Source organism: Gilvimarinus chinensis DSM 19667, assembly GCF_000377745.1.
In the GTDB taxonomy this organism is placed as follows: Bacteria; Pseudomonadota; Gammaproteobacteria; order Pseudomonadales; family Cellvibrionaceae; genus Gilvimarinus; species Gilvimarinus chinensis.
In genome coordinates this window covers 325,691-345,948 of the sequence record NZ_KB898706.1, presented here as the reverse complement: position 1 = coordinate 345,948, position 20,258 = coordinate 325,691, and the positions used below count along the sequence as shown (strand labels likewise).

At 51.2% G+C, this 20,258-nt stretch carries 17 protein-coding genes; 8 read left to right on the top strand and 9 right to left on the bottom strand.

The genetic code is table 11. From position 1 onward, the window contains the following. Positions 1-63: 63 nt before the first annotated feature. Together D568_RS18880 and D568_RS0101595 are read left to right on the top strand one after the other, a co-directional pair. Positions 64-1,638, top strand: coding sequence for a phospholipase D family protein (locus D568_RS18880; protein ID WP_020207811.1), 1,575 nt, complete (start codon positions 64-66; stop codon positions 1,636-1,638). Between the two features lie 39 nt (positions 1,639-1,677). After that, positions 1,678-2,775: a DUF481 domain-containing protein gene (locus D568_RS0101595; RefSeq protein WP_020207810.1), complete on the top strand. Its 1,098-nt coding sequence runs from the start codon at positions 1,678-1,680 to the stop codon at positions 2,773-2,775. 281 nt (positions 2,776-3,056) lie between these two features. Here D568_RS0101595 and ssb read toward each other — a convergent pair whose 3' ends face one another. Both ssb and D568_RS0101585 read right to left on the bottom strand, forming a co-directional pair. Further along, positions 3,057-3,647, bottom strand: coding sequence for a single-stranded DNA-binding protein (ssb, locus tag D568_RS0101590; RefSeq protein WP_020207809.1), 591 nt, complete (start codon positions 3,645-3,647; stop codon positions 3,057-3,059). A gap of 61 nt (positions 3,648-3,708) precedes the next feature. After that, the gene (locus D568_RS0101585; RefSeq protein ID WP_020207808.1) at positions 3,709-5,070 is read right to left on the bottom strand and encodes an MFS transporter; all 1,362 of its coding nucleotides are present in this window, start codon (positions 5,068-5,070) and stop codon (positions 3,709-3,711) included. Between the two features lie 124 nt (positions 5,071-5,194). On the opposite strand from D568_RS0101585, the gene uvrA reads away from it, so the two are divergent. After that, the gene (uvrA, locus tag D568_RS0101580) at positions 5,195-8,020 is read left to right on the top strand and encodes an excinuclease ABC subunit UvrA (RefSeq protein WP_020207807.1); all 2,826 of its coding nucleotides are present in this window, start codon (positions 5,195-5,197) and stop codon (positions 8,018-8,020) included. Positions 8,021-8,263: 243 nt separating this feature from the next. Here the strand turns inward: uvrA and D568_RS0101575 are convergent, their stop codons facing one another. The 4 genes from D568_RS0101575 to D568_RS20845 all read right to left on the bottom strand — a co-directional run bounded on the left by D568_RS0101575 (position 8,264) and on the right by D568_RS20845 (position 10,804). Then, positions 8,264-8,554: a hypothetical protein gene (locus D568_RS0101575; protein ID WP_020207806.1), complete on the bottom strand. Its 291-nt coding sequence runs from the start codon at positions 8,552-8,554 to the stop codon at positions 8,264-8,266. A gap of 129 nt (positions 8,555-8,683) precedes the next feature. After that, on the bottom strand, positions 8,684-9,235 hold the full coding sequence (locus D568_RS0101570; protein WP_245551588.1) for a YdeI/OmpD-associated family protein: 552 nt from the start codon (positions 9,233-9,235) through the stop codon (positions 8,684-8,686). Between the two features lie 167 nt (positions 9,236-9,402). Continuing rightward, positions 9,403-10,110 (bottom strand): DUF3313 domain-containing protein, encoded by a 708-nt coding sequence (locus tag D568_RS0101565; protein ID WP_020207804.1) that lies wholly within the window; start codon positions 10,108-10,110, stop codon positions 9,403-9,405. A 244-nt stretch (positions 10,111-10,354) separates the two neighbouring features. Continuing rightward, positions 10,355-10,804, bottom strand: a complete 450-nt coding sequence (locus tag D568_RS20845; protein ID WP_020207803.1) for a DUF4168 domain-containing protein — start codon at positions 10,802-10,804, stop codon at positions 10,355-10,357. A gap of 228 nt (positions 10,805-11,032) precedes the next feature. Between D568_RS20845 and D568_RS0101555 the strand changes: the two genes are divergently transcribed. Beyond that, positions 11,033-11,788 carry a DNA alkylation repair protein gene (locus D568_RS0101555; RefSeq protein ID WP_020207802.1) on the top strand — a complete coding sequence of 252 codons (756 nt, stop codon included), beginning with the start codon at positions 11,033-11,035 and terminating at the stop codon, positions 11,786-11,788. Between the two features lie 2 nt (positions 11,789-11,790). On the opposite strand, the gene D568_RS0101550 is transcribed toward D568_RS0101555, so the two are convergent. Next, positions 11,791-12,513, bottom strand: a complete 723-nt coding sequence (locus tag D568_RS0101550) for a glutamine amidotransferase-related protein (protein ID WP_020207801.1) — start codon at positions 12,511-12,513, stop codon at positions 11,791-11,793. A 106-nt stretch (positions 12,514-12,619) separates the two neighbouring features. Here D568_RS0101550 and D568_RS0101545 point away from each other — a divergent pair, with 106 nt between their 5' ends. Further along, on the top strand, positions 12,620-13,399 hold the full coding sequence (locus D568_RS0101545) for a polysaccharide deacetylase family protein (RefSeq protein WP_020207800.1): 780 nt from the start codon (positions 12,620-12,622) through the stop codon (positions 13,397-13,399). Here D568_RS0101545 and D568_RS18870 read toward each other — a convergent pair. After that, the gene (locus D568_RS18870; protein ID WP_020207799.1) at positions 13,396-14,619 is read right to left on the bottom strand and encodes an EAL domain-containing protein; all 1,224 of its coding nucleotides are present in this window, start codon (positions 14,617-14,619) and stop codon (positions 13,396-13,398) included. The genes D568_RS0101545 and D568_RS18870 overlap by 4 nt on opposite strands. A 384-nt stretch (positions 14,620-15,003) precedes the next feature. On the opposite strand from D568_RS18870, the gene fusA reads away from it, so the two are divergent. Next, a complete protein-coding gene (fusA, locus tag D568_RS0101535; RefSeq protein WP_020207797.1) occupies positions 15,004-17,094 on the top strand; it encodes an elongation factor G in 2,091 nt (696 codons plus the stop codon). A 64-nt stretch (positions 17,095-17,158) separates the two neighbouring features. Here fusA and D568_RS0101530 read toward each other — a convergent pair whose 3' ends face one another. Beyond that, positions 17,159-18,073 (bottom strand): LysR family transcriptional regulator, encoded by a 915-nt coding sequence (locus D568_RS0101530; RefSeq protein ID WP_020207796.1) that lies wholly within the window; start codon positions 18,071-18,073, stop codon positions 17,159-17,161. 122 nt (positions 18,074-18,195) lie between these two features. Here D568_RS0101530 and ahr point away from each other — a divergent pair, with 122 nt between their 5' ends. Then, on the top strand, positions 18,196-19,206 hold the full coding sequence (gene ahr / locus D568_RS0101525) for an NADPH-dependent aldehyde reductase Ahr (RefSeq protein ID WP_020207795.1): 1,011 nt from the start codon (positions 18,196-18,198) through the stop codon (positions 19,204-19,206). Positions 19,207-19,262: 56 nt separating this feature from the next. Further along, the gene (locus tag D568_RS18865; RefSeq protein WP_157497592.1) at positions 19,263-20,216 is read left to right on the top strand and encodes a DUF6268 family outer membrane beta-barrel protein; all 954 of its coding nucleotides are present in this window, start codon (positions 19,263-19,265) and stop codon (positions 20,214-20,216) included. Positions 20,217-20,258: the final 42 nt, after the last annotated feature.

Below are 20,258 nucleotides of genomic sequence, written 5' to 3'. Positions count from 1 at the left end.
AGGTGTGATTGGCAAGCAAGCCAGTATGAGTACGTATTTTTATACAAGAATAGACACATTAATATGAATTTATCTCGTATAGTGCTGAGTGCCACCAGAATTTTAATAATATATTTGGCAGCGCTCGTCGCTGCCTGCTCTTCGCTCCCCGATCGACTTGCCACCCCTAACCAGTTTCCCCCCCCAAGTCACGCCGAGTTAGAAAGCAGCAAGCTGCATCAGCAAGTCAAGCAAGCAAGTGCTAAGCACTCAGGTAAATCGGGATTCTATGCATTAGAAAGTGGCGTTGATGCCCTGGCGGCTCGTCTCGCCCTGATCGACCAAGCCGAGGTCAGCCTGGACCTTCAATATTATATTTGGCACGACGATCTTTCAGGAAGATTGCTGTTTAACAGTTTACTCAACGCAGCTGACCGTGGAGTAAAAGTTAGATTATTACTGGATGACATAGACACGCCGGGAAAAGATCGTCTTCTATCGCTTTTGCAGGCAAATCAAAACATTGATATTCGACTATTCAATCCTTTTATAAACCGCAATGTTCGGTGGTGGAACTTCCTTACCGACTCCACCAGGCTTGACCATCGAATGCACAATAAATCTCTCACCGCAGACAGGATTGTCAGCATTATTGGCGGTAGAAACATCGGCGATGAATATTTTGAAACTGGAGATAGAATAGGGTTTAGCGACTTAGACGTTTTAGTTTCTGGAAGCGCTGCTAAGGAGGTCAACGCTTCTTTTGACGAATTCTGGAGCAGCCAATGGGCATACCCGCTTGGCCAGATAGCAACTGACATAGAAGTAACTGACGAAGACTACGCTAATTACCGACAAACGCTTGAAATCTACTTACACAAGAGTCTTGAGTCTGAACTAAGAAATTCAATTGAACTGAGCCAATCAAAGATAGAGGACGACCTTGGAGGAAAAGGTGTGGTCTGGAGCGGTTGGCAATTCTGGCATGACAAACCATCCACAGTAGAGCACACGCACCCCGACAGGGATAGCTACCTGGCACCGAAAATAATAGAACTCTTACAGTCCGCACAGCGGGAAATATTAATAGTTTCTCCATACTTTGTTCCCGGAGATAAACTGACCGATCTTTTAGTGAACAAAGCTCAGCAAGGCCTTACTGTTAAGGTTCTTACTAACTCGCTAGCAAGTAACGATGTGCCGATAGTTTACGCCGGATATATCAACTACAGGGAGGAGTTAATCAAGGGCGGCGTCGAGGTATACGAGTTGATGCCAACATCCAAAAGAGACAAAAGCAAAGGCGGCGGAGAGTGGAGCGGATCATCCAGTTCAAGCTTGCACGGAAAATATTTGGGAATTGACGCCAACTACTTCTTTGTCGGTTCATTTAATTTAGACCCTAGGTCTGCTTTTTTGAATACAGAACTAGGAATAGTATTTGAAACCCCTTCTTACTATAAACTTCTGTCAGATGGTTTTAATGAACTTACGGATGGGTGGGGCTATCGAGTATACCTGGATGATAACGGCGATGAGACGTGGGAGACACTTGTAAACGGAGAGCGTGTGACGTTCGACTCCGCGCCCGAAGTATCTTCATGGGATAATTTTTGGGTTAACTTCCTTTCGATTATCGTGCCAGAATCCGAACTCTAACTGACAACATGGACACTCGACCTTCAGTGGTATTGACTCATGGATAGTCTGATTCCTGCGGTATTTAAGTATATTTTTATCTTTTTACTCGCTGTCACTGTATCGACGGCTTCTAACGCTGAGAGTACAACTCAATCTAACTACGAACCTGTCTCGGTCGATTTGGCCGCGCCTTGGGATTGGATACAGCTGACATCAGGAGAATGGTTAAAAGGCGACATCGATAGAATGGACAACTTCAAGCTCTATTTCGATAGCAGCAAGCTGGATGCTCTGACCATTAAATGGGACAACATAGAATCGATTTATACCAATCGGGTTATGGCGGTACTTCTTTCCGATTTCACAACAGTGGTTGGTAGAATTCAAACTAAAAATGGCAGGTTGTACGTTGAAGAAGTGGATGCCGAGTTTTCGTTTGATGATGTTTTGAATATTGCATCGGGCGAAAAAAAACGTCAGGACTTATGGTCTGGCGACTTAAGTATAGGGCTCAATCTACGCGAAGGAAACGTAAATCAGGAAGACTTAAGCATGAATGTCAACTTAGTGGGGCAGACTGCTTTAAACAGAGTTCAGTTCACCTACCAGGGGCACTACTCATCTACTGACGATGTTACCAGTACAAACGAAGACAGAGTGAATTTAATATGGGATAAACGCTGGAATAAAGATTGGTTTTGGCGCCCTTTTTTCGTCGAGTTTTATAGCGATCCTTTTCAAAATGTTGACTACCAGTGGACGGCTGGCGGCGGGATAGGCTATTTCATCTATGAGCGCTACTCTCTTAACTGGGCTGTAGCCGCAGGGCCTGCCTATCAAAGAGTAAAATACGTTAACACTGCCGCCACCAACCCCTTGGGTTCAGCCGCATTTTTTACCGCCACTCAATACTCTCACGAAGTAACCGACGACATTGATATAAAGCTTACTTATCAGGTTATTTTCTCCTCTACCGAATCCGGCAAAGAGAACCACCACCTATTGATGGGCTTTAGCTTCGACCTCACCGACACCATCGACCTAGACATTAACGCCTACTGGGACAGAACATCCGAACCGCAGCCAGATAAGGAAGGCAATATTCCAGAAAAAAATGACTACCGCTTAAGTGTTGGGATTGGCTGGGAAATATAGCATTCACGGCGTCGCCACAAGACCAACAGTTTATTTACTGGCAATCTTTTTCATCTTTCAATGCAGTCATATTAGCCAGCAAACGCGAGGCCCTGAAGCTAATATGGCCCCCTATAAGACACAAATTACCTCTAAGAAAAACACCACCTCACCTCAAAGCTCCCAAAAGTTTGCAATTTACATGGGCGTTGAAAACTTCTTGAAATCAGATCAGTAATTTACGACCCCATTAAACCAAGAAAGCCCCGGTTAACGGGGCTTTCTGTACACTCTGGGAATCGCTAGAACGGAATATCATCATCAAAGCTGTCAAAACCACCAGCCGGAGGCTGAGGTTGTGCCGGTGGCTGCTGAGGGGCTTGTTGTTGATTGGGCTGGCCCTGAGGCTGGTTAAAACCGCCCGCCGCGGCTCCAGCTGCCGCAGCCGGAGCGCCGTAGTTTTGCTGACCGCCACCGTAATTTTGCTGGCCACCACCAAAGTTCTGGCCGCCGCCGTAATTATCCTGGCCATAGTTACCACCGCCGTCGCCACCGCGTGAATCCAGCATTTGCATTTCGCTGGCAACAATTTCCGTGGTGTAGCGGTCTTGACCGTCTTGCCCCTGCCACTTGCGGGTACGCAGGGAGCCTTCAATATAAACTTTTGAGCCTTTGCGCAAATACTCGCCCGCAATTTCTGCCAACCGATTAAAAAATACCACGCGATGCCACTCGGTACGCTCTTGCGGCTGGCCGGTATTTTTATCTTTCCACTGGTCAGAGGTCGCCACACTGACATTGGTTACGGCGCCGCCAGAGGGCATGAATTTGGTTTCCGGGTCCTGCCCCAGATTTCCCACCAAGATGACTTTATTTACGCCACGCGATGCCATAGTTTTCTCCTGAGAATTTCGTCGTCATTCATTAGCGGGCCACTTTATCACAGTGGCCGAATTATGCAGATTCCAATAGCTTTGCGATTGCCGCCCGATCCACCCGGCGCGAATCCACCTTTAAGTACACCATATCTTCGTCCGGTACGATCAGCACCTCGGCAACCCCTTCTTGCGCCGCCAGCAAAGGCTCAATAACATCTGGGCGGCGGCCATTTAACGGAAACAGCATACTCGCCAAATAGCGTGGTGGCGCCATCCCCCGTGCCAATAGCCACCACAGGCCAACCACTAAAGCGCAGGCTCCCAGCACTAAAGCTGCATCACCCTGCTGATACAAGATGCCGCCCACAGCCCCGCCACAAAAGGCCCCAAAAAACTGGGCCGTCGAGTAGATACCTGTAGCTGTGCCCTTGGAGCCTGCCGGAGCCAATTTGCTGACCAGCGATGGCAAGGTAGCCTCAAGCAGGTTAAAAGCCATAAAAAAGGCAAATAACCCCACCAACCACCAGACTAATGCCTTCGGCACTAGCGCCAACCAGAGTAACGACAAGGCTAGCAGCCCCACCGCCAACAAAAACACCGGTTTCATTTTGCGACGTTTTTCGGCCACGATGATCAGCGGCAACATGGCAATAAAAGAGCCTGCCAACACCGGCAAATAAATCAGCCACTGCTGTGTACGCGCCACCCCCAATGGTCCGCTGAGCATTAAGGGCACCACCACAAAGCTCGCCATCAGCACAAAATGCAACGCAAAAATACCGGCATCCAGGCGCAGCAACTCTTTGTTTTTCAGTGTTTGCCACAGCAGCTGGGGCACAGCCCCGGATTCGCGCCGCCGGTTACGGCTCTGGGCCACCTTCGGTACCACGTACAACGTGATTATGATGCCCTGCACACCCAGCGCCGCGGTTACCCAAAAAATCAGGCTTAAGCCGCCAAGGCCTGCCAAAGCGGGGCCCACCACCAACGCCAGAGCGAAGGATACGCCGATGGAGGCGCCGATGCTGGCCATGGCCTTGGTGCGATTTTCATCCGAGGTTAAATCGGTTACCAGCGACATTACCGCACTGGCGATAGCCCCACCGCCCTGCAGTAAGCGCCCCAGTATCAGCCCCCAGATGGAATCGGCAACGGCGGCGATAATCGAGCCGAGAATAAAAATAAGCAGCCCGGTAATAATCACGGGCTTGCGACCAATTTTATCCGAGAGCACGCCGAAGGGAATTTGCAGCAGCGCCTGAGACGCCCCATAAGCACCCAGCGCCAACCCCAGCAGCGCCGCACTGGCCCCAGTGTACTGTGCGCCGTACACACTCAATACCGGCAACACCATAAAAAGCCCTAACATGCGAAACGCATAGAGCGAAGACAACGCCATCACAGCGCGGCGTTCAAACTGAGAGGTGCCGGGTGTCACAGATAAACCTAAACCAGTGGTCGAAAAGAGCGGAATTCTACCAGAGATTGCCCTACACCGGAGCGGCCTCTGTCTTCCATTTACCGTATAATGGGCGGTTTTTGAACAAATCACAGGTGAGCTTTTGGATACCATCTACGTTCGCGGCGCGCGCACTCACAATCTGAAGAACATCGATCTGGACATCCCCCGGGACAAGCTGGTGGTTATTACCGGCCTGTCGGGCTCGGGCAAGTCCTCGCTGGCCTTCGACACCCTTTACGCCGAGGGCCAGCGCCGTTACGTCGAGTCGCTGTCCACTTACGCGCGCCAGTTTTTGTCGATGATGGAGAAGCCGGACGTCGACCACGTAGAGGGCCTGAGCCCCGCGATTTCCATCGAACAGAAGTCCACCTCCCATAACCCGCGCTCCACCGTGGGCACCATCACCGAAATTTACGATTACCTGCGCCTGCTGTTTGCCCGCGTGGGTGAGCCGCGCTGCCCCGAGCACAATATCCCCCTGGCCGCGCAAACCGTGAGCGAAATGGTCGACACCGTATTGGCGCTGCCCGAAGGCACCAAACTGATGCTGCTGGCACCCGTGGTGCGCGACCGCAAAGGTGAGCACTTGCACACCTTAGAGAACCTGAAACGCGAGGGGTTTATTCGCGCCCGTATTGACGGCCTGCTGGTGGATTTAGACGATGCCCCCAAGCTGGATAAAAAGAAAAAGCACAGCATTGATGTGGTGGTGGACCGCTTTAAAGTGCGCGATGGCCTGCAAATTCGCCTGGCCGAATCTTTCGAGACCGCTCTTAACCTCAGCGAAGGCTTGGCCGGCATCAGCTTTATGGATGGCGAGCAGGACGACCGAGTGTTCTCGGCAAAGCACGCCTGCCCCGTTTGCGACTACAGCCTGAGCGAGCTGGAACCGCGACTGTTTTCGTTTAACAATCCGGCGGGGGCCTGCCCCACCTGCGATGGCCTGGGTGTGAAACAGTTTTTTGATGAGAGCAAAGTGGTGCTCTACCCTGAGGCCTCGCTGTCCCAAGGTGCCATTCGCGGCTGGGACAAACGCAACGTGTACTATTTTCACATGCTCACGTCGCTCGCCGAGCACTACGGCTTTGATGTAGAAACCCCCTGGGAGAGCCTGAGCGCTAAACAGAAAAACGCTATTTTGCAGGGCTCGGGCAAAGAGTCTATCCAGTTTAACTACGTCAACGAGCGCGGCGATGTTATTAAGCGCAATCACACCTTTGAAGGGGTAATCCCTAACCTTGAGCGCCGCTACCGCGACACCGAGTCGGCCAGTGTGCGTGAAGACCTGGCGAAATTTTTATCCACCCAGCCCTGCCCATCGTGCAAAGGCACCCGCCTGCGCGAAGAAGCCCGCCACGTGTTTGTGGATGAAAAAACACTGCCGCAAATGGTCGAACTGCCGGTAGGCGAAGCCCACAGCTATTTTGAAGCGCTGGAATTTGAGGGTGCCCGCGCCGGCATTGCCGACAAAATATTAAAAGAGCTGCGCGACCGCTTCCGCTTTTTGGTGGACGTGGGCCTTAACTACCTGACCGTGAACCGCAGCGCGGATACTCTGTCTGGAGGCGAGGCGCAGCGCATTCGTCTGGCCAGTCAAATTGGCGCGGGGCTGGTAGGTGTGATGTACATTCTGGATGAACCCTCCATTGGCCTGCACCAACGCGACAACGAACGTCTGCTCAGCACCTTGACGCACCTCCGCGATTTGGGCAACACCGTGATTGTGGTGGAGCACGACGAGGACGCCATTCGCCTCGCCGACCACGTAATCGATATAGGTCCGGGCGCGGGCGTACACGGCGGGCAGGTCATTGCCGAGGGCACGGTGGATGACATTATGGCCAATGCCGACTCCTTAACCGGGCAATACCTGTCGGGCAGTAAACAAATTGCCGTACCCCGTCAACGCACCCCTATCACCCCAGAAAAAATGCTCACACTCGCAGGCGCCACCGGCAACAACCTGCAAAACGTCACCCTGGAATTACCCCTGGGACTGATGACCTGTATTACCGGTGTCTCTGGTTCCGGTAAATCGACCCTTATTAACTCCACGCTCTATCCGATTGCGGCCACCGAGCTAAACGGTGCCAGCACCTTAAAACCCGCCCCCTATAAAAGCATTACCGGGATGGACCAGCTGGATAAGTGCGTGGATATCGACCAAAGTCCCATCGGCCGCACACCGCGCTCTAACCCCGCGACCTACACGGGTATTTTTACTCCGGTGCGTGAACTTTTTGCCGGTACGCCCGAGGCGCGCTCACGCGGCTACAAAGCCGGGCGCTTTAGCTTTAATGTCAAAGGCGGGCGCTGCGAAGCCTGTCAGGGCGATGGCGTAACCAAAGTTGAAATGCACTTTCTCGCCGATGTGTACGTGCCCTGCGACATTTGCAAAGGCAAACGCTACAACCGCGAAACCCTGGAAATTAAATACAAAGGCAAAAACATTCACGAAGTCTTGGAGCTGACCGTAGAAGAAGGCCGCGAGTTTTTTGAGGCCATTCCATCGGTCGCCAACAAGCTGCAAACTTTGATGGATGTAGGCTTGTCTTACATACGCCTGGGCCAAGCGGCGACCACACTGTCCGGCGGTGAAGCGCAGCGCGTTAAATTGGCTAAAGAACTGTCCAAACGCGACACAGGTAAAACCCTGTACATACTCGACGAACCCACCACCGGTTTGCACTTTGGCGATATTCAACTGCTACTGGATGTTCTGCACCGGCTGCGCGACCACGGCAATACCATTGTCGTCATTGAGCATAATCTGGATGTTATTAAAACCGCCGACTACCTGATCGACCTCGGCCCCGAAGGCGGCAGCGGCGGCGGGCAAATTATTGCCAGCGGCACACCGGAAAAGGTAGCGAAAAACACACACTCTTACACCGGCCACTTTTTGCAGCCGCTACTCAAAAAATAGGCGGATAATTCCCCAACTGAAAAGCGTCGTTTAACGGCGCTTTTAACTGTGCAGCGGTATCGAAGATGTTTGTGCTCAGTGATTGTTAGTAAATCATAGACGGCTGAACCGCACGGGCGCTTTCACAAACATTAAACATCACCCGATATTTTATAAAATCTGTAAAGAGTCAAACCAGCTATCACAGGTCGACAGCAACTAATAAAAAAAGAAAACTCTAAAAGCTTGCAGATATAACCACGATTAATCGTTGCGATCTTCGTGCGGCCGGGTACTGGAAATCACAGACCACAGCCTGCGAAACCGGCGCTCTAATAATTTTTCTACCTTATACACAGTATGATTAATTTTATGCCAACGTGACCTTGCCTGCTGCAGCAAGTGACGCGAGCGTTTGTTCGCGTACAGTAACGCCACCAGACTGATAGTGAGCACCAATAAACCGACAGGGATTGGGGACAACAACAGTACGACGCCAAGCAACAGCCCCACCAGCGCTATCAAGGTAATCAGCCAATCTCGGAGACGCCTCATCGCCTTGGCTTTTCACCCATTGCATGACGACAGATTTTGTAAAGCAGCGACATGCTCATCCGTTACCTCGTCAACCAAATAAAATGAAGCCTACCGGGCAATTATTTCATTCAGTTAACAATGGCGGCCTTACAAGGACTCTGGAGCACGAAATGCTTTGCTGTAAAAGCCAGATGAGTCGAAACAGCAGACCCGGGTTTTTCCCTCGGCCAGCATATCGCAGGCGTCACTGATACGCTTATTGCGAGTTTTTGCCTGCTTGGCCGATTCAATCCAATGAATCCAGTCAACCTGTGCGACAGGCGTCGTTTTACTCCAGGTTTCCTTTGCAGCAGGCGCGGCGACGAGCGCTTCGCGAAAGTCTTCGGGCAGCTCTGGTTCTGGCTCATGCGACAACAATGTGATCGTAAAACCCGCTGTGTGGCCGAAACTCAGGTCGGCCGCGTCCAGTATTTGCTTATTCAATTTAAGCCAATGACCTTTTTGGCCATCCGGCTCCAGCATCGCGACAAACTCCTTAGAATTTACACGAACACTGACGGAAATCCGCCCCCGCCTAGGCAAGATCTCGCTGGCTGAGTCAGGTAGCAACACAAACCCCCAGCCACCCTCTGGCGATTGCGCGGGGCGAAGAATGTCTGCGCTGAAACTTTTGCTTTTATTGGAAGTAAGCATTGTCATATACCTTAACCAATGAAAACTTAATAAGGAGTAACCCCAAAACCACTCTCGTCACCAGTACCGGCTCTCTGTGCATCCGCTTCGTCTCCGCCCACTCAAAAAAGCCCTATGCAGGTACCGAAGCCCATGTCATGTGAAAGTACTTTATTACACACCAGAGAGCGTCTTTATTGTGCACTCTGGCTCTGCATTTCTTCAATGTCTTTATGCAGATCCGTCACCACCCTCTGAAACGAGCGCTTCCAGGCCAGGTTACGCCCTACCCGATCATCCACCGAGTAAGAGCTGGACTTAATTTCCATACCATCTTCAATAACGGCAACCAAATTACCGCTTTGCGACTCAACCAACACCGCCTGAAAGGTCAGCACACCAACGCCCATATTGTTATTTGACTGACCGACTGTACCCAGCGCATCCTCACGGCGCATAGACGTCGGCATAAAATCTTTCATGCGAAACTCAATCGCCAATACATTAGGGCCACCGGTACGGGTTGACTCAAGAACCTTTGAGCGAGAAAATTTTTTCTCAATATAGTCATCAAAAAACTGACAAATCTTATCCATCTCATCGAACGACGATTTATTCCATGACGCTCTAAACTCTTCATCCGAATGATTCGAAAGCGCCATTCGATCAAATGTCATGGGAAAGAAAATCGCTTTATCGTAACGCGAGAAATCCACGCGCGTGTCATAGAAAAAAGTACTGAAGTTAGAATCGCCCCATAATGCAAAATGTTCTACTTCGGTGGCGGGCATCACGGTGGCCACCTTAGAGGACTCTGGGGAGCTTTCATTTGAAAGAGGCGCTGGACTCGCAACAGCCCCCACACTGAAACACAAGGGCACAATAAGAAACAGCATGCGCATGGTAAATTTCTCGATTCTTTAGCTTTAATTATCGTTTTTTTAAAACGCACACTATTCCTGTGCACGCGCTTCACTATAGCGGATTCTTTGCTAGCAAGGGAGAAATAAGGAAAACCGCTGGAGGCGCCGACGCTGCCGAAGGCGAGCGCGAGCCCTGTAAAATAAAGGGATTTCGCAGATTTTACAGGGCGACAATTAAGAGACTCAGGACGAGTCTCTTAATGGCAGGTTAATAGACAGAAGATTAGCTTTCGGCTTCGGTCTCTTGACCTTGGCCAGTAATTTCGGAGATAGCCGCGGCGATGCGGTTACGCAGCTCTTCGCTCTGATTGGCAGCCTGTGCAATCTGACGATACTCAACCAACTCCAAGCCGGAATCCGTAATCGCCGATTTCATTTTCCCCTGCGCTTCCTGTTGCAGCTGCTGGGTTTGCTCTGGGTCTTCCGCGGCACCCTGTAACTTGGCGCGATACTCTTGACTCAACCCCTGCACGGCAACGTAAGCATCGGCAAACTCATCAATTTGCGCATCACTCACCTCCAAGGTGGGAGCCGCCTGTTGTGGCATAGCTGGCGTCGCGGGCGCTTGAGGTTTTTGCTCCTGAGCGTAAACATTACCCGCCGCAAGCCCTGACACCAGCGCCAGACTCATCAGCGATGACTTTACAAGCTTTGATGATTTTAAAAGTTTCATAGTTAACTCCAGTTTTCCAGAATGATCTTAAATGTCTAAAACTTTATGCCTAGAATTTTTAGCAGCACTCAAGCTGACAATGTCAGCTATGTAAACGCAGCAACCATGCCGACTTTACAAGCGATTGATTTGTTTGAAAAAGTTTGACTCTGAACCAAAAAAATTAAAACAATCTGTAACTTTCACCAACGCTTTCATAAAATCTACAAAAAACTCAGGCGCTAGACGATGAATGTGACCCTAACATACGCGAACTCACTCACCAAATTGCTCAGGCGCCACCAAAGTGCCGCTCAAAAGTCTTCTTTACAGCGGTATTTCTCACACAACGTTGCTCTGCTAGGCGTTACCGCACCGCAAATACGACAGGTCATTAACGATTTTTACTCCAGTCACGCTGAATTAAACAGCGAGGATGTGCTGCAGATCACAGAGCACGTGCTGCAGCATGCAAACTACAATGAAGAGAAGCTGTTAGCTTTCGGTTTGATAAACCGATGGGTAAAAAAGAGCTATGACGACAACCTGCTAAAAACTTTTAGGTTCTGGCTCGAACATTATGCGGACAACTGGTCTTTGGTTGACGATCTGTGTCTGAAAACCATTTATTCCTTTTTTCTCGCCAGGCCACACCTGATTAACACCATTCAACCCTGGGCGTTGTCACCCAGCCCCTGGTGTCGCAGAGCAAGCAATGTGGCTTGGGTCAAGTTTGTCGATAGACAAATAGGCAAAGATCACTACCGGCTAAACACCGATTTGATTTTTTCTAACTGCAATACGCTGTTATACGATCCGCATGAACATGTACAAAAAAGTATCGGCTGGCTGCTGAAAGTGACAGGCCAGCACCACGGCGAACTCACCGAGAACTACCTTCGTCGCCAAGGCCCCTTTATGCCACGCGCGACCTTAGGCTGCGCCGTAGAAAAAATGCCAAATCGAAAAACTCTGCTGGCAGAAATCTCATCGCGCCATCAATAATCTTATCGCGCTTCTGACTCGGCGCCGGACAGAACCCGCAGCATCCAGCTCAGGGCAAGTTCATCATCCAAAGGCGCTGATAGCGATGCCAGTGCCCGTTGATACACTTTCTCACCAATGTCCTGTTTGCGCTTGTTCATCAGCGCCAATGCATACTCACGGGTGAACTCCGGATGCCCTTGCAGCGTTAATACACACTCGCCTATGCGAGTGATTGCCACGGGGCAAAAAGCCGTGCTGGCCAACACTTCTGCATCAGGCGCTGGAGCAATTACTTGGTCCTGATGACTGGATAGCAGCTTAAGCTCGCGGCCCTTATCGCCAACGCCAGTTACCGACGCCGTTAGCTGATTTTTATGAATACCTACGCACCAGCCGCCTTGCGCTTTTTGCACCACACCGCCCAGCGCCTGATGAATAACTTGATGCCCGAAACAAATGCCCACTAAAGGAATTTGCAGCCTTACGAGGTCACGAATGGTGCTTTGCAGACGATGAATCCACTTGTCCGTATCGTAAGCGGCGCTTTGGCTTCCGGTAATCAGAACGCCTGAAAACGTTTCTAGCGCCTCAGGAAACTCACCTTTATTCACGTCAAAGCGAACAAATTCCCGTGCAGGCTCTATAGCGCAAAGGCTGTGGATAAACATATCCGGATACTGTCCGTGCACACTGGCAAGCTCATCGGGTATGGTATCGGTATTTAAAATGGCAACAGGCTTCACGCCGCCTCCTTTTCAATCATTAACATTTGCGCACTTGGCGCACCGTTTGTGCTCAATTATTCTGCTGCCCCAATAACAACTCAATAACAAAACAGAGGAATTCAAAGTGCGCATCTTCATCTCCTGGGTTACTGGTTTATCGCTCTCACTTTGCGCAAGTCTGGGCCAGGCAGAATCACAGTGGAACGGCAAAAGCGCCGCTGTAGTTCTTACTTATGATGACTCTTTAAATGTTCACCTCGATACGGTCATCCCCGCGCTGGACCAACGCAACCTCAAAGGTACGTTTTATATCACCCTGGCCTCTCAAGGTTTTTCTCAGCGAATTGACGAATGGCGCAGCGCCGCCGCTAATGGCCATGAGCTGGGCAATCACACCTTGTTTCACCCGTGTAATGGACAAGGAGCCGGTCGAAGCTGGGTGTCATCAGAGCAGGATTTATCCACGTGGAGCGTAGACCGCATGGTGCGTCATTTAGAGGTCGCCAATACCGCGCTACAGGCGGTCGACGGCAAAACCAAACGCACTTACGCTTACCCCTGTGGGGACATGACAGCGGGCGGTGAATCGTATGTAGACGCCATAAAGCCTCTCTTTGTCGGAGCACGCGGCGTTGTGCCAGGCTTTCCACCAGCCGCGCAAACAGACCGCTACGATATCGCGTCGCATGTGGTCAACGGCCAGAGTATCGAAGCGTTGAAAGCGCTGGTAAATACCGCCATTGGCGAAAAAGGCTTACTGGTGTTTTTGTTTCACGGCGTGGGCGGTGAACACTCGATGAATGTGGACACAGAAACCCATAACCAGCTGCTGGACTACCTAAGGCAACAGCAAGACCAACTGTGGATTGCCCCTATGCTGGACATTGCCCAAAGCTTGCCTTAACGAACAAACAGTACCTGGTCATTCACCAGCACATCCAATAACAATATGTGGGTATCCGACAGCGCAAGCGCATACGTTTTACACATATCGCCACTGCGAATATCACGATAAATATCGGATACCACAATTTGTTCCTGAGCCATTCCGCGAATACCTATTAACTTGGGAAAATACGGTCGGTGACTCCAGTTCCGCCCTAAATAGACCTGCTCAGGAATAAAACCTTCATAACCCAACTCAAAGTTAGGCGAAGTTTGAGTGCCCTCATAATTACACCAATACAATCTCAAAACGCCTAAATTATGCAGCGCATTGGCTGACAGAGCCTGGTGTATATCGCCTGTTTTATCAGATGAGTTTAACCAGGTCTTAAGTTTGCGAGCCTCCTGCTCGACAGCCAGTTGATGACGATAAGCCCGCCTGTGACTGGCCGCTTTACGCTGCAAATAATGCGATTTCAACTCTTGCATTTGCTCCACGTAAGCCGAACCACAGGCCACTTCGCGCAAAGCAGCATCAAACAGCCACCCCTGCACCATATCGGCACCGCACTCCACGGCAAAGTCAAACTCATCGGCCGTTTCAACCCCTTCGCAGACGATCTGACAGCCAGCTCTCATCGCCATGGCGGTGGTAGCCAAAGCAATGTCGGCAGCCGCACCGCCGCTTGTCGCAGCCTTAAACAGGCTCATGTCCAGCTTTATCAAATCAGGTTCCAGCGCAATAATGCGATCCACCTGTGACGCACCAGATCCAAAGTCGTCCACAGCAACCCGTATTCCATGACGCTGATACTCACGGGTTAAACGTCTCAGGTTATCCAAATTCCCACTGCGTTCGGTCACCTCCAACACCACACGTTTTGGATCAACCTGCAGCTCATCAATCATTTGTAGCGTAGGAATAACATGGGTATCCGGTAGGCGATCAACCCATACAGGAGAAATATTTAACGCTAAAAAACCCGAATCAGGCCGCAAGGCAAACTTTTTTAACGCCTGATAGCGGATTGATCTATCAACACTGAGCACCCAGTCCTGACTGTGACTCTCATCAAAAAAAATACCGGCAGCCGACACCACTCCGCCTGCATCATTTTGAGACCTCGCCAGAGCTTCGCTTCCTGCCACACGACCAGTTTCCAACTCAATAATCGGCTGATAACAGGGGAAGTACTGCTGCAGCTGCGTACCCGGGGGAAACTCTCTCTGTGACTTCAAGGCTGTCTCTTCTCTCATATCAATACAGCATTCACCGGGACGGACCCTTTACACGTAAATGACAACGGTGTCAGCAGGAATCGTACCAACTCCCTGCCACCTAACAGCTGAGACGCAAGCGCTGATAATGTTCGGCTTCGCACCAAGTTGGAGTAACGTGTTTATTGCAGCGAGCCTTACGCACCAAAAGAGAGCCAAGCCACCACAACCACTATCGAAACCTCAAACTCCATACACTAGAACTATTGAAACTCAAGGAAGGAGGGACGAATTTGAACAAAATAGTAAAAAGCTGGACTTTCAAGACCAATTGCCATTGGCAATTGGTGCCTCGCTCGCTGTACAATGCCGTCCAATTTTTGGCCTAGATCAACGAGTATCGACATGACAGACCTTAGTTTATATAGAAACATCGGTATCTTTGCCCACGTAGACGCGGGTAAAACCACCACCACCGAGCGTATCCTTAAGCTCACCGGTAAAATCCATAAGCTGGGTGAAGTGCACGAGGGTGAATCCACCACCGACTTCATGGAGCAGGAAGCCGAGCGCGGCATTACCATTCAGTCCGCTGCCGTTACCTGTGAGTGGAAAGGTCACCGCTTTAACGTGATCGACACCCCTGGGCACGTTGACTTTACCGTTGAAGTGTACCGCTCTTTGAAAGTACTGGACGGCGGTATCGGCGTATTCTGTGGTTCTGGTGGTGTTGAGCCCCAGTCAGAAACCAACTGGCGCTACGCCAACGAATCCGAGGTAGCCCGTATTATCTTCGTCAACAAGCTGGACCGTATCGGTGCTGACTTCCTCAACGTGGTTGATCAAATCCGCAACGTTCTGGGCGCCAAGCCACTGGTTATGACTCTGCCTATCGGCCGCGAAGACACCTTTAAAGGTGTGGTTGACCTGCTGAGCCAGAAGGCCTACGTATGGGACGACTCAGGTCAGCCAGAAAACTACAGCGTTGAAGATATCCCTGAAGATATGAAAGACGACGTTGCAGCCTACCGCGAAGAGCTGATCGAAACCGCGTTGGAAGCCGACGACGACCTGCTGATGGCTTACATGGAAGGCGAAATGCCCTCTGAGGAAGACCTGAAGCGCTGTATCCGTGAAGGCACCCGCGATCTGACCTTCTTCCCCACCTTCTGTGGTTCTGCCTTTAAGAACAAAGGTATGCAGTTGGTTCTGGACGCCGTAGTTGACTACCTGCCCGCTCCGACCGAAGTAGATCCACAAGATCTGACTGACGAAGAAGGTAACCCAACTGGCGAGAAAGCCATTGTAAGCGCCGACGAGCCCTTCCGCGCCCTGGCGTTTAAAATTATGGACGACCGTTTCGGCGCCCTGACCTTCGTTCGTATTTACTCCGGTAAATTGAACAAAGGCGACACCATCCTCAACTCGTTCACCGGTAAAACCGAGCGTGTGGGCCGCATGGTGGAAATGCAGGCCGACGAACGTAACGAGCTGAGCCACGCGCAAGCCGGTGACATTATCGCCATCGTGGGTATGAAGAACGTACAAACCGGTCACACCCTGTGTGATCCTAAGCACCCTTGTACTCTGGAAGCCATGGTGTTCCCGGATCCCGTTATCTCTATCGCGGTTGCGCCAAAAGACAAAGGCTCTACCGAAAAAATGGGTATCGCCATTGGTAAAATGGTTGCTGAAGATCCATCCTTCCAGGTTGAGACCGACCAGGACTCTGGCGAAACCATTCTGAAAGGTATGGGCGAGCTGCACCTGGACATTAAAGTAGACATCCTGAAGCGCACCTACGGCGTGGAAATGGAAGTGGGTCAGCCTCAGGTGGCTTACCGCGAAACCATTACTCAGGAAATCGAAGACTCCTACACCCACAAGAAGCAATCTGGTGGTTCGGGTCAGTTTGGTAAAATCGACTACCGCATTAAGCCCGGCGAGCCGAACTCTGATTTCACCTTCAGCTCTTCCGTTGTGGGCGGTAACGTGCCGAAAGAATTCTTCCCGGCCATTGAGAAAGGCTTTAAGAGCATGATGGAAAAAGGCCCACTGGCTGGCTTCCCTGTGCTGGACGTAGACATCGAGCTGTTCGACGGTGCTTACCACGCGGTTGACTCCTCGGCGGTAGCCTTCGAAATCGCCGCGAAAGGCGCTTTCCGTCAGTCTATGCCCAAAGCTGGCCCGCAGCTGCTGGAGCCTCTGATGAAAGTGGACGTGTTCACCCCGGAAGATCATGTAGGTGATGTGATCGGTGATTTGAACCGTCGTCGCGGTATGATCAGCGGCCAAGAGCCAAACGCCACTGGCGTGCGTATCAAGGCAGAAGTACCTCTGTCAGAGATGTTCGGCTACATTGGTCACCTGCGTACCATGACTTCTGGTCGCGGTCAGTTCTCTATGGAGTTCTCTAAGTACGCTCCATGCCCACAGAACGTCACCGAAGAAGTGATTGCCAAGGTAAAAGAGCGCGAAGCAGCTGAGAAGAAGTAAGCCGCAACCCGCTTAAAAAAAGCCCCGCCATGTGCGGGGCTTTTTTGTTTATAGCGCCCGGTTATCACATGTCCCGCTGCAAATTAAACAATGTTAGATTCTGATCCAACAGAGACAGAAACTCCGCGAGCTTTGCAGGCTTATTCACCCCCAGGCGGTACACGGCCGAAATACTCATACCACTGCTGACCCAACCGGGCAAAAGCTCAACTAACGCCCCTCGCTGTACCTCTTCACGCACGACTAACCAAGGCAGCTGAGCAACCCCTGTACCCGCCAACAGCATGCTTTTCAGCGCTTCCATATCGCTGCATTGGAATACCCGCGGCACAGTCACCGTATGGGCAGCAGCTCCACGAGTTAACGTCCAGTCCACAAAGGGGCGATCAAAAACCTGCAGGCACCGATGCGCGGGCAGTTGCTGAGGCTCCGAGATTGCGCCATAGCGGCGAATGTAATCAGGAGATGCCACCAGTACACGGTTGGCGTAGCCAAGCTTTTTCTCAATTAAGTTTTCATCCCTCGGCCCCCCCATCCGAAAGGCCAAATCCAATCCTTCACGAAACAAGTCTTCGTAATCATAAGAGAGCTTAAGCGTGACATTCACCTCAGGCCAAGCATCGAGAAACTGCGGCAATAAGTCCCGAGCGATATAGCGGCCCAAGGCCGGTGGTGCCGCCAAGCGTAGTTGCCCACTGACGCGTCGATGACTGCTCTGCACATCCGTGAACATCAGCGAGGCCTCTTCGAGCAGCGAGCGCGCCCGGCTGAGTAAAATCACGCCAGGCTCGGTCAAGCGCACCACCCGCGATGAGCGTTCAAACAGTGATACGCCCAGCTCAGTCTCAAGGCGCTGAATCGCTTTGCTGACAGCGGATTTCGGCACAGCCAGTTCTTCCGACGCACGGGTAAAGCTCAGCTGCTGTGCCGTGGCGACAAAAATACGAAGTAACTTAAAATCTATTGTTTCCAAATTCATAACAGTGGGTTTCTAAATAACGCATTGTTTCAGCCACTTCAAGATACCATAATTAATTCGATCACCCCCTTGTCACCGTATTTTTTATCTCGGTGACCACCACAGCCAATTCAGGAGGAAGCATGATTAAGGCCTACGCCGCCCAAGAAGCCGGGCAAGAACTTACACCTTTCGAGTATGATCCAGGCCCCCTGGCCGCCGATGAAGTAGAAATTAATGTTGAATCCTGCGGCCTGTGCCACAGTGATCTGAGCATGCTGGATAACGAGTGGGGCTTTACTCAATACCCCTTTGTGCCTGGGCATGAAGTTATAGGCACGGTTAACGCTGTAGGCAGTAATGTCAGCACACTAAAGGTCGGCCAAAAAGTGGGCCTGGGTTGGCACAGTGGCTACTGCAACGAATGCCACACCTGCAACTCGGGCGACCACAACCTGTGTGCCAGCGCCCAGCCCACCATCGCTGGTCACCACGGTGGCTTTGCCGATAAAGTGCGCGCCCAGGCAAAAGCCGTGGTTGCCCTTCCAGATGGCGTCAACCCAGACACCGCAGGCCCGCTGTTTTGCGGCGGCATTACCGTGTTCAACCCCCTGGTGCAGTTTGATTTACCCCCTACCGCCAAAGTGGGCATTATCGGTATTGGTGGCCTGGGTCACATGGCGGTTAAATTCCTTAATGCCTGGGGCTGTGAGGTTACCGCGTTTACCAGCAGTGAGCACAAAAAAGCCGAAGCCTTAGAGATGGGTGCCCACAAAACGCTGGATTCAAAAAGCAGTGAAGCCCTGGAAAATGCCGCGGGTTATTTCGATTTAATTCTGTCCACCGTCAACGTTAAGCTGGACTGGAACGCCTATGTAAACACCCTCAGCCCAAAGGGGCGTCTGCATTTCGTGGGTGCAACCTTAGAGCCCATAGAGTTAGGCGTATTTGGCTTAATCGGAGCACAGCGCTCGGTTTCCGGCTCACCAGTGGGCAGCCCTGCGACCATTAAAAAAATGCTGGATTTCGCCGCGCTTCACAAGATTGAACCGACGACGCAAACCTACCCCATGAGCCAAATTAACGAGGCGATTGCCGCCTTGCGCGATGGCAAGGCGCACTATCGGATTGTACTGAGCAACACCGCACAGTAGATGCCTAACGGGTAGTCGTGCACAATGCACGACTACTCAGTTTTTATGGCACTGCTATGTCACGAACGACACCACTCACTTTACGTTTAACCCTCCTTCTTACCGGTGCTGTATCGGCTAACACCCACGCAGGCATTATGACCGAATGGGCAGAAAAATTTGCCGCCAGTGATATTGTATTCAGTCGCTCCGATTCAAACGTTCCTTTCTTACCATTAGCCTTCGCCAGCGCCCGCCACTATCAAGACAGCGACGTCACTTTAGACGATGGTCGCACCTTAAGCTTTTCGCAACAGGCCATCAGCCAAGGGGCTGTAGTACCGTTTTTAATGAGTAACCGCGACGCGTTACTGCTGGGTGAATGGATTAGTTGGTCGAAACTTTCTCCCGAATCCGAGCACTACAATGACTTGCAAGTGCTGTCTGTTGGTTTGCCCGTGGGCTGGCTTCATCAACGCAGCAAAGATTGGCAAACCGGCGGTTTTTTAATGCCTTTGGGTCACAAAGCCGACAGCAACGATGCACAATGGAGCTGGGAGTTAATGGGCGGAGGTTTTGCTCGCTATACCCAAACCGACAAGCTGTGGTGGGCTTATGGTTTGTATTTCGATGTCAGCGATCATTCAAGCTTGGTGTTGCCTTACCTAGGCGCCTCTTATCAGTTTAACGAACGCTGGACACTGAGTGCGATCATGCCCTGGCCTGCTGTCATGTACGCCCCAAGCGATGACTGGTTGTTTCGTTTTGGCCTTGCTCCTGCAGGAAACTCGTGGCAATTGAATACGGATGGCGATCAGTTCAATTATGTGATGGATAATTGGGACCTGGGTTTGTCGGTAGAAAAACGCGTACACCGCCATTTTTGGTTAGAACTAGAAGCCGGTGTAGGTGGGTTAAAGGGGCTAAGCGTCGATGTGAATAGCGGCGACTGGGAAGCACCCGACTTTGCCATGAGCAGCAGTGGCTACATTAACATTGGCTTTAATTTTCGCCCGTCCCTGGGCAATTAGAAGAACTTAACACGTCGGAGAAAGAGCGCTTCACACCATCGT

Excerpts from the sequence above, each read along its gene's own strand:
- D568_RS18880 (WP_020207811.1), top strand. The coding sequence starts at position 64 with ATGAATTTATCTCGTATAGTGCTGAGTGCCACCAGAATTTTAATAATA.
- D568_RS0101595 (WP_020207810.1), top strand. The coding sequence starts at position 1,678 with ATGGATAGTCTGATTCCTGCGGTATTTAAGTATATTTTTATCTTTTTA.
- ssb (WP_020207809.1), bottom strand. The coding sequence starts at position 3,647 with ATGGCATCGCGTGGCGTAAATAAAGTCATCTTGGTGGGAAATCTGGGG.
- D568_RS0101575 (WP_020207806.1), bottom strand. The coding sequence starts at position 8,554 with ATGAGGCGTCTCCGAGATTGGCTGATTACCTTGATAGCGCTGGTGGGG.
- D568_RS0101570 (WP_245551588.1), bottom strand. The coding sequence starts at position 9,235 with ATGACAATGCTTACTTCCAATAAAAGCAAAAGTTTCAGCGCAGACATT.
- D568_RS0101565 (WP_020207804.1), bottom strand. The coding sequence starts at position 10,110 with ATGCGCATGCTGTTTCTTATTGTGCCCTTGTGTTTCAGTGTGGGGGCT.
- D568_RS20845 (WP_020207803.1), bottom strand. The coding sequence starts at position 10,804 with ATGAAACTTTTAAAATCATCAAAGCTTGTAAAGTCATCGCTGATGAGT.
- D568_RS0101555 (WP_020207802.1), top strand. The coding sequence starts at position 11,033 with ATGAATGTGACCCTAACATACGCGAACTCACTCACCAAATTGCTCAGG.
- fusA (WP_020207797.1), top strand. The coding sequence starts at position 15,004 with ATGACAGACCTTAGTTTATATAGAAACATCGGTATCTTTGCCCACGTA.
- D568_RS0101530 (WP_020207796.1), bottom strand. The coding sequence starts at position 18,073 with ATGAATTTGGAAACAATAGATTTTAAGTTACTTCGTATTTTTGTCGCC.
- ahr (WP_020207795.1), top strand. The coding sequence starts at position 18,196 with ATGATTAAGGCCTACGCCGCCCAAGAAGCCGGGCAAGAACTTACACCT.
- D568_RS18865 (WP_157497592.1), top strand. The coding sequence starts at position 19,263 with ATGTCACGAACGACACCACTCACTTTACGTTTAACCCTCCTTCTTACC.